Source organism: Nocardioides sp. (genome assembly GCF_004803405.1).
GTDB lineage: Bacteria > Actinomycetota > Actinomycetes > Propionibacteriales > Nocardioidaceae > Nocardioides > Nocardioides vastitatis.
In genome coordinates this window covers 1-14,316 of record NZ_SSXI01000187.1, presented here as the reverse complement: position 1 = coordinate 14,316, position 14,316 = coordinate 1, and the positions used below count along the sequence as shown (strand labels likewise).

General features: G+C 72.6%; 14 protein-coding genes. 1 reads left to right on the top strand and 13 read right to left on the bottom strand.

Annotated features, from left to right (window positions below):
• Positions 1–16: 16 nt before the first annotated feature.
• The 13 genes from E7Z54_RS13125 to E7Z54_RS13070 form a co-directional block, all read right to left on the bottom strand.
• On the bottom strand, positions 17–880 hold the full coding sequence (locus E7Z54_RS13125) for a hypothetical protein (protein ID WP_136434385.1): 864 nt from the start codon (positions 878–880) through the stop codon (positions 17–19).
• Positions 877–1,977, bottom strand: a complete 1,101-nt coding sequence (locus E7Z54_RS13120) for a glycosyltransferase (RefSeq protein WP_136434383.1) — start codon at positions 1,975–1,977, stop codon at positions 877–879. Before E7Z54_RS13120 ends, E7Z54_RS13125 begins: the two co-directional genes overlap by 4 nt.
• Positions 1,974–3,086: a glycosyltransferase family 4 protein gene (locus E7Z54_RS13115; RefSeq protein ID WP_136434381.1), complete on the bottom strand. Its 1,113-nt coding sequence runs from the start codon at positions 3,084–3,086 to the stop codon at positions 1,974–1,976. Before E7Z54_RS13115 ends, E7Z54_RS13120 begins: the two co-directional genes overlap by 4 nt.
• Position 3,087: 1 nt before the next feature.
• Positions 3,088–4,416, bottom strand: a complete 1,329-nt coding sequence (locus tag E7Z54_RS13110; RefSeq protein WP_136434379.1) for an O-antigen ligase family protein — start codon at positions 4,414–4,416, stop codon at positions 3,088–3,090.
• Entirely contained in the window at positions 4,413–5,870 is a 1,458-nt protein-coding gene (locus E7Z54_RS13105) for an oligosaccharide flippase family protein (protein ID WP_136434377.1), read from the bottom strand. Before E7Z54_RS13105 ends, E7Z54_RS13110 begins: the two co-directional genes overlap by 4 nt.
• Positions 5,867–6,919 carry a GNAT family N-acetyltransferase gene (locus tag E7Z54_RS13100; protein ID WP_168798316.1) on the bottom strand — a complete coding sequence of 351 codons (1,053 nt, stop codon included), beginning with the start codon at positions 6,917–6,919 and terminating at the stop codon, positions 5,867–5,869. The genes E7Z54_RS13105 and E7Z54_RS13100 overlap by 4 nt, the downstream gene beginning before the upstream one ends.
• A complete protein-coding gene (locus E7Z54_RS24195; RefSeq protein WP_276606227.1) occupies positions 6,916–7,041 on the bottom strand; it encodes a hypothetical protein in 126 nt (41 codons plus the stop codon). The genes E7Z54_RS13100 and E7Z54_RS24195 overlap by 4 nt, the downstream gene beginning before the upstream one ends.
• Positions 7,042–7,043: 2 nt before the next feature.
• The gene (locus tag E7Z54_RS13095; protein WP_136434373.1) at positions 7,044–7,913 is read right to left on the bottom strand and encodes a hypothetical protein; all 870 of its coding nucleotides are present in this window, start codon (positions 7,911–7,913) and stop codon (positions 7,044–7,046) included.
• A 67-nt stretch (positions 7,914–7,980) separates the two neighbouring features.
• On the bottom strand, positions 7,981–8,634 hold the full coding sequence (locus tag E7Z54_RS13090) for a sugar transferase (RefSeq protein WP_136434371.1): 654 nt from the start codon (positions 8,632–8,634) through the stop codon (positions 7,981–7,983).
• Positions 8,635–8,669: 35 nt separating this feature from the next.
• Positions 8,670–9,203 (bottom strand): hypothetical protein, encoded by a 534-nt coding sequence (locus tag E7Z54_RS13085; RefSeq protein ID WP_136434369.1) that lies wholly within the window; start codon positions 9,201–9,203, stop codon positions 8,670–8,672.
• A gap of 68 nt (positions 9,204–9,271) precedes the next feature.
• Positions 9,272–11,884, bottom strand: a complete 2,613-nt coding sequence (locus E7Z54_RS13080; protein ID WP_136434367.1) for a CHAT domain-containing protein — start codon at positions 11,882–11,884, stop codon at positions 9,272–9,274.
• 2 nt (positions 11,885–11,886) lie between these two features.
• Positions 11,887–12,477: a hypothetical protein gene (locus E7Z54_RS13075; RefSeq protein ID WP_136434365.1), complete on the bottom strand. Its 591-nt coding sequence runs from the start codon at positions 12,475–12,477 to the stop codon at positions 11,887–11,889.
• Complete coding sequence (locus tag E7Z54_RS13070) at positions 12,474–13,109, bottom strand: RNA polymerase sigma factor (RefSeq protein ID WP_168798315.1); 636 nt, start codon at positions 13,107–13,109, stop codon at positions 12,474–12,476. Before E7Z54_RS13070 ends, E7Z54_RS13075 begins: the two co-directional genes overlap by 4 nt.
• Before the next feature lie 339 nt (positions 13,110–13,448).
• On the opposite strand from E7Z54_RS13070, the gene E7Z54_RS13065 reads away from it, so the two are divergent.
• Positions 13,449–14,316 (top strand): sigma-70 family RNA polymerase sigma factor (locus E7Z54_RS13065; protein WP_168798314.1); only part of this gene is annotated, 868 nt, incomplete at its 3' end.

The following is a 14,316-nucleotide window of genomic DNA, read 5'->3' as shown; positions in this document are numbered from 1 at the left end:
GGACAGCGGTCGCGGATCAGGAACAGGTGTGGCCGACGTGCACATCGGTGCCGGTCGGGATCGGGCGGACGAGGACGCGCCGGATGCGGGTGCCCCGTGGCAGCGGCCGCAGCAGCTCCATGCGCACCTGCTTGGTCGTGCCGTCGGCGAAGCAGTAGAACCGGCCGGAGATGACCGCGACGAGATGTCCGCGACGGTCCTCGAGGAACGCCTGCCCGGCGACGTAGCCGTCCACCGGACCGTCGGCGGTCAGAGTCGCGAGGACCTCGGCGTCATCGGGCAGGAGCTGGAGCCGCTCGCGCGTGGCGGAGATCAGGGTCTCGCGCGCTCTCGGGGCTCGCGATTCCATCGAGACGTAGCGGACCTCGACCTCATCGACCGCGGCGACCGACGGCGGCACGAAGGCGAACAGCCCGAAGTCCTCGCCCGGGGGCAGTCCCAGCACCGTGCAGCAGGTCGACGCGGGGTCGCCCGTCGTTGCGAGGATCGTCCGTCCGTCGCGGTCCTTGGCGATGATCTGGACCCGCGCCTTTTGGATGAAGAGCTCCGAGGTGTTGCGGATGACGATCGCCAGCTGGTCACCGTTCCCACCCCACGAGACGACCTCGGGTGCCGTGGGGTCGCCGCCGGGCGAGGCACTGGCGGAGGCACTGGCTGAGGCACTAGCTGAGGCACTGGGCGAGCCGGTGGCGGTCTGGCTGGGGAGGGTTGTCGACGGAGTGGCCGACGGAGTGGTCGACGTGCCGCGCCGGTCACCGGGCTTGTCGTCACTCGGCACGCCCCAGGCTAGGAGCATGCCGATCAGGAGAGCGACCGCGACGAGCGCGAGTCCCACGTAGAGCGGCCAGACACGATGGCTGCGGTCGTCCCACATGCTCATGACCGCACCCCCGTCCTGAGCGGCGCGCGATGACGCTGGCCCACGAGCGTGTCGTACAGCTCGTGGTAGCCGGCCTGCATCCGGTGCGGGGCGAAGCGGTCCGCCACCAGCGTGCGGCCCCGGCGGCCCAGCTCCGCACGAAGCTCCTCGTCGCCGACGAGCTCCCCGATCGCAGCGGCCAGGGAGTCGACCGAGCCGGGCTCGACGAGCCGCAGCGCCGTGCCCAGGGTCTCGATGACGCCGCCCACGCGTGACACGACCACGGGCACGCCGGCGCCCATCGCCTCGAGCAGGCTGATGGGCAGACCCTCCCAGTCGGTCGGCAGCACCAGGAGGTCGGCGGCCGCGAGGAGCCGGGCGACGTCCGTCCGCTCGCCGAGCAGCCGGACTGTGTCACCCAGACCCAGCCGGGTCACCGCGTCCTCGATCCGCGGTCGCGTGGCTCCCTCGCCGACGACAAGCAGCAGTGCGTGCTGTGGCAGCCCGGCCCACGCCTGCACCAGCAGGTCGTGCCGCTTCTGGTCGACCAGGCGCGCCAGGCACAGCCCGACGACCTCGTCCGCCCCGACGCCGAGCTCGTCCCGTGCGACGTCCCGCGGGTACGACGGCAGCGGCTCGATCGCATTCTCGACGACGTCCGTCCGGCCGGTCGGGTAGCCGTGCTCGGCCAGCTGGTCGGCGACGAACGGTGACACCGCCACCACGCGGTCGGAGGCCCAGCGCAGGATCCGGACCGCGGTCGCCAGCTCGCCGGCGGGCACGCCGTGCAGGGTGGTGACGATCGGGGCCGCGCGGCCGAACGCCAGCCGGGCCGCGAGCGCTGCCTTGGGGTTGTGCGCGTGCACCAGGTCGGGAGCTGACCGGCCGAGGGCGCGGCGCAGCCGCAGCACCGATCGCGCCAGGTCGCCGGGACGACGGCTGTCGAGCGGGATCGGGACGTGCGCCACGCCGGCGGCGGTCACGCCGGCGACACGGAAGCCCGGAGCACTCGCCAGGAGGACGTCGTGCCCCGCCCGGTGTGCGGCAACGGACAGGCTGGCGGCGACGACCTCGGCGCCTCCCACATTCATCCCCGGGATGACGGTGACGAGCTTCATCGAATGACTCCTTCGTAGACGTCGAGCAGGCGCTGTACGCAGTGCTCGACGGTGAACTGGCCGAGGACCCTGGCCCGAGCGCTCCGGCCCAGGCGGTGGCGCAGCGAGGCGTCGGCGGTGAGCTCGGCGAGAGCAGCCGCGAGCTGGTCCTCCGAGCCGGTGTCGACGAGCAGGCCGTCGACCCGGTCGCGCACGATCTCGGGGATGCCGCCGGCGCGCGAGGCGATCACCGGGACGGCGCAGGCCATCGCCTGGAGCAGCGCCATCGGGCACGCCTCCGCGGCGGAGGGCAGCACGACGAGGTCGGCGGACCTGAGGAACGGCGCTGGCTCCTGCTGGAAACCGGCGAAGCTCACCCGGTCAGCGGCGCCGCTGACCTCCACCGCGGCCTCGATCCGAGCGCGCTCGGGACCGTCGCCGACCAGTTGCAGTCGGAGGTCCGGCACCGTCGCGGCCGCCCGCACGAGGGCGGGGACCCGCTTGACGGGCTGCATCACTCCGAGCCATACGGCGTTCACGGCCGCGCCCGAGCTCTGCTCGGCCGCGTCGGGGCCTTCCAGCCACGGCCGCCCGACGCCGTTGTGCACGGTGTGCACTCGGTGCGCCGGCACGCCGACGTGCACACGGGCGTAGCGGGCCAGTGCTTCGCACGGCGTGACCACGACGGACCGGGGCGTCCGGGCGAGCACCCGCTCGAGAACCAGGTTGTCGATCCGGTCGCGCCGTCGAGCCGGCGTGATCACCGCGTTGCCCGGGACGAGCGGTGCCAGCGGGTCCGGCACCCCGTGCAGCGTGTAGACGGTCGGAACCCCGCTGCGCAGTGCCAGGACCCGGCCGACCAGGCCCGCGCGTCGGTCCTGCAGGTGCACCACGTCGGGGCGGACGTCGGCCACGATCCGCGAGACGGCGCGGCCCCCCACCACATCCGTCTTGCTCCTCACGTCGGCGTGGTGGACGGCCACGCCGGCGGCGACCGCGGCGGCGGCATAGGGCCCGACAGGACCGACGAGGTGACTGTCATGGCCCCGCTGTGCCAGCTCGACGGCCACGTCGACGGCGTGGTCGACCGGGCCGCCGCGGGCCTGCGTGATCAGCTGGAGGACGCGCATGTCAGCGGCCCGCCTTCCGGATGAAGTGGTGGGGGTCCAGGCCGATCCCGAGCCCGGCGAGCAGCCACACGGGGAGGTAGTACTGCTCGCTCAGGAAGCTCGCGGCCACCAGCGCCCCGGCGGTCGCGACCAGCACGGCGTCCGCAGCCGGACGCACGAGCGGGTTCCGGCGTGCGTGGACCGCCCCGAGGACGCCGTACCCGATGACGGCGAGGAAGGTGCCGAGCCCGAGCAGGCCGAGCTCGGCCGCGACGTCGAGGTACATCTGGTGGGCGACGTCCGGCTGAACCACCTCGACCGCCGTCGGCGGGACGAACCGGGGGCCCTCCGTCTGGAACCCGGCCGGACCCTGACCGAGGAACGGCCGCTCCGCCGTCATCTCCGCCGCCATCGTCCAGGTGGTGAACCGGGAGTCGACGTTGGCCGCGGCGACGTGCTCCTTCTCGTCCAGGCTGCGGTCGACGACGTCGGGATACGCGGCCCAGCCGATGGCCACCGCGAGGACGATCACCACCCCGCCGACCAGCAGCGTCCGAGGCCGCAGCAGGCCGAGTGCGAGGGCGACCACGACCATGACGCCGATGCCGAGCATGGCGCCGCGGGAGAAGGTCGCGACCGTCGCGACGACCAGCACCACCCCGCACAGCCCGTACAGGCGGCCCGCGAGGCCCGGGGTACGGGCCAGCCACAGAGTGAAGGGCAGCGCGGTGATCAGGAAGAAGGCGAAGTCGTTGGGGTCCTCCAGGGGTCCGCCTGCCCGGCCGCCGTTGACGACGAAGCCAACGAGCCCGACGATGCCGGCCGCGGCGCAGGACACGACGAAGACGGCGATCGCTCTCCGCACCAGGCGCGCGCCGTCAGCGCCGCTGGCCCGGACCGTGTCGACCAGGACGAGGAGCACCGCTGCGTAGGAGAGGTAGCGGATCGCGACGCCGAGGCCGGCGCCCGCGTTGCCGCCGCTGGCCGCCAGCGAGGCCAGTACGACGAGCACCAGCGCGGCGGTGGCGTAGACGCCGGGGTGGCGCAGGGCCACCGGACGCGGTTCGAGAGCGAGCCTGAGCAGCCAGGCGACGATCAGCAGCGCACCGACGCCCTTCACAGCACTCGGGTGGATGCTGCCGAGCAGGTCGCCGAACGGCTCGACCGCGACGTAGCACAGGACCGCCCAGTCCAGCCGCAGCACCATCGCGCCCACGGCGACGACGGCACCCGCGGCCACCAGGACCGGGAGCGGGTCGAGCACCGACAGCGCGCCGGCGACGAGCACCAGCCCGGGCACCGTCACCGCGACGGCGGACCCCTTGAACGCCAGTTCCCTCGGGTGGCTCATGCCCGTCTCCGAAGCATTTGGGCGAGACCGGTGTGGCCGTTCCGGTCGAGGACCAGGACGGGGACGGCGTAGGCCGTGAGGGCGGCCGTCCCGACCACCAGGAGCCCGGTCACCGACACGGCATCCCAGGGCCCGGCCGCCTCGAGGACGAGGACGACCACGACCATCACGAGACTGCCGGCACCGACCGGGCCGAGGTGCCGGGCGAGCCGGGTCCAGACGATGCCCTCCACCCGTCGGTTGACGAGGATCACGCCGGCGAGGAGGGTCACCAGGCCGCCGGCGAGCTGAGCCGCGGCGACCGCGGCGACGCCGCGCTCGACGACCGCGAGGAGCAGCGAGACCAGCACGGCCAGGTGAAGTGCGGTCAGCAACAGCGTGTCGCGCGTGTGACCCACCGCCCGCAGCGCGACCATGACCAGCTCCAGCGAGCTGAGCACCAGTCCGTAGCAGGCGAGCCAGCGCAGGGCAGGCACGCCGGTCGACCACTGCTCCCCCAACAGCTCGAGCTGCGGCGCCATCAGGAGGATTCCCAGGTAGACGGGCGCCACCAGTGCATGGAGCACCACGGCCGCCTCGGTCACCGTACGACCCACGTCGGGACCGCTCAGCCGGCACAGGTGCGCGAACACGGCCCCGCCGATCACCATGCCGAGCAGCAGGTAGGGCATGTAGGCGAGGCGGAACGCCATCGAGTACACCCCGACCTCGGTCGGACCGAGCTGGTGCGCGACGACGAGGTAGTCGACGTTGAGCATGAGCAGCGTGAGGATGCTGCCGCCCGCCAGGTGGGCGCCGTACGACAGCAGGGCCGTGACGTCGGCGCGGATCCAGCCGGGGCGCACGGGTGGGCGGACCCACCAGCACCCGAGCATGGTGAGCACGGCCTGGAGCAGCTGGCCGTAGACCAGGGACATGGCGCCGTGCCCGAGCAGGGCGAGACCGACGGTCAAGCCGGCGGCCGACAGTGACCCGACGATGTCGGGAAGGACCCGGCGGCGGAACTCCAGTGCGCGCCGCAGCAGCTCCTGGCTGACGGTCGCCACTGCGGTGAACGGCAGGCAGAGGATCATCCCTCTGATCACGTCCACCCCGAGGTCCCCGGTGTTGAGGATTTCGGAGAGGAAGGGCGCGGCGACCCAGAACGTCGCCGTCACCGAGATGGCCACGGCCAGCGCCAGGGTGAGCGCACTTCGCGCCGCCCGCTCGGCGTCGCCGCGCCAGTGGACCAGCGCCGTGCTGGTGCCGAGATCGGTGAACGCGGCGGTCACGTTGAGCACGAGGGCGCCGATCGCGATCACGCCGATCGCCTCGGGCGCCAGGAGCGCGGCAAGCAGGAGCAGCACCAGCGTCTGCGTCGTCTTCACGACGACGGCACCGGCGCCGAGCCAGCCGGCGCCGGTCACGGCGCTCGGGCCCGAACGGCGTCCGGTCTCCACGTCCGCCGCGGTCATCCGCGCGACCTCCGGGTACGGGCCAGCCACTGCTGACGGACGATGCCGAGAGAGTGACGCGCCGCCTCGACGCACCGCGCAGCGGTGAGCAGCGCCCGACCGCCAAGGCCGTGCGCGGCACGGACCCTAAGCAGTCGGCGACTGACGGTCGTGAAGGACCGCTTGTAGGGCTCGTCCCCGCGGAGCAGGTCGAGCTCGGTCAGGCCGGTGAGGCAGGCGTCGTCCACGGCGCTGAGGCGCAGCACCGTCCCGACGTCGCGCATCTCGTGGTCCAGGGACCGCGCCAGCTGGTAGGTCATCCACCGGTCACCGGTCACGAAGCCGATCAGGATCGCCACCCGCTGGTCGTCGCGGATCGCCTCGTGCACACGCACCTCCCCCGCCGTCACACCCGCCAGCACGAAGCGGCGGATCTCGTCGCGGTGCCGCAACAGGGGAAGGCGGTCGTCACGCACGGCGTGCAGCTCCTCGAAGGCGTCGAACGCGGACTCGACCTCTCCCGGCGGGGTCCGGCGGAACTCCACGCCCGCGCATTCGAGCCGACGCCGGGCCTTGCGACCCTTCCTGGTGAAGCTGGTCGATCGGGCCGCGTGATACTCCGCCGGATCCGAGGACAGCGGCTCGCACCGGGTGATGTCGGTCGTCGTCACCACCGCGCCTTCGAACGCATCCAGGGCCAGGGCGTCCTCGCGCAGGCCATCGAGGTCCAGCACGCGTGCCGACCCCTGGAACCAGGACCGCAGGGCGGCCACGACGTCGTCCTCACGGGCGGGGTCCGCGACCAGGTCGAGGTGATCAGGACAGAGACGACCACCGCCGAGCACGGTGAGGACCTCGACGCCGAGCACCCTGCGGCACTGGAGGGCGAGGCCGCCGAGAAGTCGCTCGCCGTCGAGGACGAGCACGAACCGGGGCTCCCGCTTCGGGTCGAGGCTGCCCAGCCACCAGCTGCGTAGGAACGGGCTCGGCAACGGCGATGCCGTGACGAGCGCATCCCAGCGTGCGGCGTGACGCCCGAGGTCGGTGGTCTGGAGGACCTGTGCGCTCACGGCAGGGCCTCGGGAGCGCGATGCGCGGCAGGCCCGGGCACGACAGGCGTCGCCTCCACGATCGCGAGGACCGTGAGGACGACGTCGCCGCCCTTGGCCTCGACGACGTGAAGGACGCGCATGATCAGGCTCCGGCCGGATGGTCCGCGCGGAACATGGAGCCGAGCTGGCGGCCCTCGGGACGGTCGGCCGACTGGGCCGACTGGGTTGCCGCCTGGGCCGACTGGGTGGCCGCCGTGTCCGGCTCCGCGACCTCCTCCGTCGCGTCGCTGGCCTCGGTCATGCCAGCGAGCGAGGGCACCGGGAGGTGGGCGACCGGGGCCTCCTCCCGACGCGCGTCGGCGAGCAGCTGGTCGATCTCGGTGATCTGGCCGCGGACGGTGTCCATCGCTCCCGCGAGGGTGTCGGCCAGGGACGTCATCGAGGCCTGGAGGCCGGCGCCGAGCTCTGCGGCACGGATCAGGACCTCGCGCGCGCGTCCCCGGATCTCCTCGGCGTCGCGGGCCCCACGGGCTGCCGCCTCGCCGACGTACATCCGCGCGGTCTGCTCGGCCTCGGCCATCGCCGAGCGCATCGCCTCGGCGCGGATGTTCTCTGCGTCCTTGGCGGCCGCCTCGGTCAGCTCGGCGACTGCCTGGTCCACCCGCGCCCGCTGCGCGGCGACGCGCTCCGCGGTCTCCTTCCTGACGCGATCGGCGTCGGCCGCGGCCTCGGCCCGCATCCGCTCCGCGGCGTCGCGCGCCTCCACCAGGATCTGCTCGGCCTGCTCGGTCGCCGAGGTCTGGGTCTGCGACGCGATCGCGAGCATCTCCTGCGCCTGCTGCTGGGCGTCCAGCGTCGCCCGAAGGGTGGCCACGTGGTCAGGCGCCGGCGGTTCGAAGGACGGCGACTCCGGCTCGGGCTCCGGCTCCGCGGGGACGGGCGCCGTCTGGAGCTCCGCCATGACATCGTCGAACGTGGTGTCGCCACGTGTGGTGCGAGTTCGGTTGAACATGTCTCTCCAGTGCTGCCAGGCGCGGTCCCTGATCCAGGGGCGCGGGGGTTTTTTCGCTGGGTTCCGGTCAGTAGGCGCCGCGGCCGCTGAGGACCGCCGGAACCGTGCGCAGGAGAACCGCCAGGTCGAGCCGGAGCGACTGGTGCTCGACGTAGTGCAGGTCGAGCCGGATCGCCTTCTCCCAGGGGAGATCGCTGCGTCCGTTGATCTGCGCGAGTCCCGTCAAGCCCGGGCGTACGGCGTGGCGCCGGTGCTCGTGTGGCGCGAACCTGGCCACCTCAGGCGGACTGGAGGGGCGCGGGCCGACGAGCGACATGGTGCCGTTGAGCACGTTCCACAGCTGCGGCAGCTCGTCGAGCGAGAGCCGCCGCAACCACCTCCCGACGGGAGTGATCCGCGGATCGTGGCGAATCTTGAACAGTGGTCCGCTCGCCGTGTTCATCCGGAGCAGCTCGGCGGCGCGCGCCTCGGCGTCGACGTGCATGGTGCGGAACTTGAGGACCTCGAACGGTCGACCCCCAAGGCCGATACGGGTGTGGCGGAAGAGGACCGGGCCTTGGCTCGTGGTGAGCACCAGGAGGGCGATCGCGAGCAGCACGGGAGCGAGCAGGATCACCAGGACGACTGCGGCTGCCACCTCCCCGACGCGTCGGGTCCAGGGCTCCGGTCGGACCGGAACGAGGACCGGCACGGAGGCGAGGCGGGCGTGCGTCGCAGACATCCGGACGGAGGGGGGCGGTCCCGCGGCGTGCAGGCTCACGACTCCGCGTCCTCTGCCTCGTGCTGCGGCGGACGGCGCCACCGGGCGTCCGCCACCTCGCCGAACTCTGCTGCGCGCAGCTCGACCCGGAATGCCTCCCGCAGAGTGGCGAGCAGCCGATCCGACTCGTCGAGGCGGTTGTTGAGGACCGAGAGGCCTACCGACCGCATCGAGTCGGCGTGCCCGAGCGCCTCGGCGATGATGAGCTGCGCCTCGCGGTCCGCCTCGGCCAACCTGGCCGTCGTCAGGCGCAGGGACATGGCGCGCAGCCGCTGGGCCTCCTTCGCGACCAGTCGCAGCAGGCGATAGGCCTCCGCGGGGTCCACCTGGGTGCCGGCGTCGAGGCGATCGATGAGCGCATCGATCTCCCGGTGCGGAACGTGCGGCGGCCAGTCGGCGTCGAGATGGTCGTCGAACGAACTGTCGTGGTCATCGGGCGAGCTGGCCAAGGGATGCTGCTCCTGCGGTCGTGTCGGCGGCCGGGCAGCCGTGGCTGCAGGGGCCACCGCGAAGATCGGGCCGTTGGTCATGCCTCACTGGTGCAGGTGACCGGCGGGCCTGATCCATCGACCGCGAGGGTTTTCGACCGAGCCGTCCCTCAGGAGGCGGGGAGGGTGAAGTAGCGGAACGCCGCCCAGAAGAAGGGGTGCGGTCGCTCGGCCGCCACCTGCCGTCGTGCCTTGCCGAGGGCCACTCGAGGGTGGTCGCCGGCCGCGAGATGACCGTAGAAGTGCGACATCAGCTCGAGGGTCACCTCGTCGTCGACGGACCACAACGCGGCAACCACCGCACCGGCACCGGCCGCCAGACATGCCCAGACCAGGCCCACCGGCTGCGGAGTCGCGTCGGAGGTGAGGCCCGAACCGCACGCACTGAGTACGACGACACTTCCGTCGAGGTCGAACCGCTCCTCGAGGAGGTCGACCGCGCGCAGCCAGCCGTCGCCGAGGCGCAGTGCCGAGAAGAGGGGGTTGCCGTTGCGGAACGCGCCATGGGCGGCGAGGTGCACGACGTCCACGCCGTAGGCCCGCGCTGCCAGCACCTTCCGCGTCGCCTGCTCGCCCAGGTAGACCTCCGCGCCGGGCAGGGTCGCCGCGATCATGGCGGCCTCGGCGTCGATCGCCGGGGCGTGGTCGTCGGAGACTGCGAGCACGAGGGCCGAACCCGGCGGAGCCTCCGACGGGTGAACGGCGGCGGGACCGGGGCGGTCGGCCTCCGCGGGCGCGACCCGGTTCCGCCAGGGCGCGGCGACGTCGAGCAGGGCGTCGAACGGCACCCAGTGGAGGTGCCGGTGACCGACCACCCGCAACGGCTCCGACTCGAGGTCGGAGAGGAGGTCTGCCAGCGGCGCGATCAGCATGCTGTACAGCGCGTCCAGCGCACTGGACGAGGACGCACCAGGCATCGGCCGGGTGGCCGCCAGCAGCACGCACTCCTGCTGCCACGCCGTCACCAGGCGTCGGCTCTCCGCGGCGACCTTCGACAGCCGGCGGACATGCACCTGACCCTCGCGGATGACGAAGGCGAGGACGTCGTCGTCGAGGACGTAGTAGTCGACGAGCGGTCCCTCCGGGACCGGTGGCGGGCCGGTCTCCGGCTCCGTCGGCGTCGCGCGCCGCACGTCGTGCACCCGCGCGATCACGTCGTCGATATCGGCATCGTCGGCGTCGTCGACGTTCCAGCCGCGGGTACGGTCCGAGAGCGGTCCGAGAGCGGACGACTTGGCGACGCTCGCCCGCTGCCAGGCCTCGACGTGCCCAGCATGGCCGCCATGCTCGAGCAGGACGGCGATCAGCTCGTCGGTGGCCTCCGCGACGCAGAACTCGCCCGTCGCATGGCTGCGGACCGGAGTCCGTGCGCTCCACACCCGGCCGAGCTCGTGGGCCTGTCGGAGCTGGTCGATCGCTGCCCTGGTCCGCCCGATGCGGCGAAGGTGGAGGGCCCGGACCAGACGCAGCTCGAGCCTCAGCTCGGGATGACCGAGCCGCGCGACGCTCTCGGAGGCGGAGGCGATCATCGACTCGGCCGCGTCCATGTCCTCGGTCGCCCGCGCGACCAGCAGCCGGGCGCGGACGGCAACCGGGTTCGCGGTCAGAGCGTCTCCGTCCACCAGACGGCGGCTGATCCGCAGCGCGGTCGCCGTGTCCCCGGAGGCCAGGGCGACCCGAGCCTGCAGGAGCCTGGTCGTGTCACGCAACGTGCGGGCACCACACTCGGCGTAGAGCTGTTCTGCGGCGGCGAGCTCGGTCTCCGCGGCCTCGGACCGTCTGAGCCGGAGCGAGGCGGCGGCGCAGACGAACGCCGCCCGGGCGGAGCGCTCCATCATGCCCAGGCTGGTGAAGACGCTCTCCGCGGCCGCGGAGCGGGAGTGGGCCTCCCCCGCGAGCCCGGCGCGGAGCAGGACCGTCGCCCGGACGAGATCCAGCTCCGCGAGCGCCGGCCCGTTCCCCGCCAGCTCCGGGGAGATCCGGTCGACCAGCTCGAGTGCCGCGACGACCTCACCCGTCGCGGCCAGAGCCTCGGCGATCGGGAGGACGGTGCTCGCGGCCGCGAGCACCGAGCCCACCTCGAGGTAGGTCCGCCGGGCTCGGCGAAGCTCGTCGATCGCGCCGTGGGCCAACCCCGCGGCCAGCAGAGCCGTCCCGCGGCGGCGGCCGACCTCGGCGACCTGGTGGCCGTCCCCGAGGTCGCGCGCGAGATCCTCGGCGAAGTCGTAGTGACGCCGGGCCAGGTCCAACTCGCCCCGCCCCGCGCGGGCGTCCCCGAGCTGCTGGTGCGCCAGCTGATGGATCCGTGTGGTGAGCCGCTCCTCGGGGTTCCCGAGCTCGTCGAGTCCGGCCTGGATCCGCCCCACGGCACCGAGGACGTCGTCGTACTCCCCCGAAGCCAGGATCACCCGCGTCCGGCCGAGCATGGCTTCGCGCGCTTCGAGCTGCTTCCCGGCGGCGAGCCACCCGTGGCGGGCGGACTGGTAGGAGCGCATGGCTCCGAGCCGGTCGCCGGCAGCGTTCTGGAGGTCCCCGCGCAGCTGATGTGCCCGCGCGGCCCTCTCCAGGTCGCGACGGCCGTCGATGGCGATCTCGACCCGGGTGATCAGTGACGCGCTCCGGACCGGGTCGCGGTACAGGAGCGCCGCGGCCTCGTCGAGCTCCTGGTCGAGGGTGTGGTCGAACGAGGTCCCTGCCGAAGCCGGGCCCGTGTGCTCCTCCACCCTCAGCGCTGCCGGAGGTCGAGCCTGGTTCGGACCCGCACCGCGCCGGTCGTGAGCCGGAGCTCGTCGACGGTCTCCGGGACGCCGGTCGCCTCGAAGCGGCCGTCCCGTTCGGCTCGCGCGACCCGGCGGACGACGCCCGCCTCGAGGAAGGTGAGGTCCGTCCCGGCCGACCCGTCGTTGAGGAGGACCAGGCCGACGACGTCCACGGCGCCCGTGCCGGCAGGCCGGACCTCGACCACGAACCGGCCGCCCTCACTGTCGAACGCGAGGTGCACGGAGTCGTGGACACCGGCCGATCGGACGCCCGCAGCCTGCTTGCGGGTGTCGTGCAGCAGGCTGGCGTCGGACCAGGAGTCGTCCTGCTGCGTGTGATGGCCGGCGAACAGATCGCGGAGCCGCGCCCTCAGCTCCGGCGGTGGCTCCTGCAGCGGCATCCGGCGGGCATCGTGGAGGAAGTCCTCGATCCAGGCGAACGTGAGGGCCGCCTCGTCGTCCAGGGCGATCTCGTCGGCGACGCGTTGCGCGTGATCGCGCTCGAGGCGGCCTTCCGCCAGGTCGAGCAGCTCGGTGAAGGTGGATCGGCGGGTCATCGCTCCTCCTCCTCGGTGAGGATGTCGCGCAGCTTCTCGAGGCACCGGCCGCGCAGCGGCCCGATCCCACCGATCGAACGACCGAACCGGTCGGCGATCTCGGCGTAGCTCGGGCTCTCGGCCTCAAAGTACAGCGCCTGCAGCAGGTCGCGGCAAGTGCCGCCGAGCTGGCCGAGCGCGTCATGCAGGGTCACGACGGTGTCCCAATCGGCGAGCGGGTCCTCCGTTGCCTCCGGGATGCTCTCGAGCTCGACATGGCGTCGGCTGAGATTGCGCACCCGCCACGACTGCCGCCGGGTGACGGTCATCAGCCAGGACGCCAGCCGGTCCTCATCGCGAATCCGATCGAGGGAGTCGATCAACGTCACGAAGGTGCCCTGCGTGACGTCGGCGGCGTCCTCCGGACTCAGGCCGTTGCGGAGTGCCACGGAGTAGACGAGTCGCTCGTACCGGCCGACCAGGAGGTCCCACGCCTCCGGGTCACGACGACGGCACCGAGCCAGCAGCTCGGCGTCGGTCGGTTGAGAGGGGTTCCGGTCGCGGATCCGTGACCGGAAGGGGACCACGTTCGGGTGCGCGGCCATGGGCTCGGCGGCCGGGGTGGAGGGCGCCGCGCTCGTCACTCGTGTCATCAGGGCTTCCGTTCGGGGGACTTCGAAATGGGGGGAACGATCTGCAGCCGCGCGCCCCGAGCGGCACGGTTGCATCTCAATCGAGCGCCGGCGATCCCTCCCCGACCGCTGTCCCCCACCCGCAACGGTCCCCGCTCGCCGGCGCTCGGATAGATGACTGGCGAGTAGCATTCTCATGACGCGGATTTCAAATCTTTCCAAAACATGTTCAGAAGCCCGTGTCACGCCCCGCAGGTTCGGTCGTTGTCTCTGCGGCACCACGGGTCGCCCCCTGCCCACTCGGCGGCGGCCCCTCGCGGGCGGACTCCCCCAACTGGTCCGCTCGCACGAGAGGACGGCATGAGCACACCTGCAGGCACCGGCGACGAGGCTGAGCTGCTGCTGCGCGCCCGCTCCGGCGACGCGACGGCGATCGAAGACCTCTACACGACCCACGTTCCCGCGGCTCGCCGGCTCGCGACCGCGCTCGCGGGATCCTCCGCCGCGGACGACCTGGTCTCCGACTCCTTCGCGCGCGTGATCTCCCAGCTGCGCGGCGGTCGGGGCCCGGCCACCAACTTCCGCGCCTACCTGTTCGCCACCATCCGCAACCGCTACCGCGACGCCGTCCGTCTCGCGAGCCGTGAGAACCCGGTCTCGGACCAGCCGTGGATCCTCGAGGACAACCACGCCCCGGTCGAGGCTCCGGAGACGTCACTGGACGACACGTTCGGCGACGTCGACGCGATCGCGGCCTTCAACGCCCTGCCGGAGGCGTGGCAGCAGGTGCTCTGGCACGTGGAGGTGGAGGGACGGCGTATCCCGGAGGTCGCGACCCTGTTGAGGACCAGCCCGGCCGCCGTGTCCTCGCTCGCCTACCGCGCTCGCGAGGGCCTCAAGCTCGCCTACCTGAACCGCCGCCTCGGGTCGCCGCCCCGCGATCGTCAGTGCCAATGGGTGCAGGACAGGCTCAGCCAGTACGTGCGCGACAGCGTCAGTCCGCGGGTCGTCTCGAAGATCGAGGCACACCTGCCCGGGTGCGCCGTCTGCACGCGCGCGCTTGCCGACCTCGAGCGGACCAACCGCAAGCTCGCCGCTCTCCTGCTGCCCATCCTTCTCGTGGGCGGTACCGCCAAGCTCACCGCGAGCGCCGCGACTGGCGCGGCCGGCGGTGCCGGCGGTGCCGGAGCGCCGCAGGACGGAGCGACGGGATCGTCCGGCGCCGAGG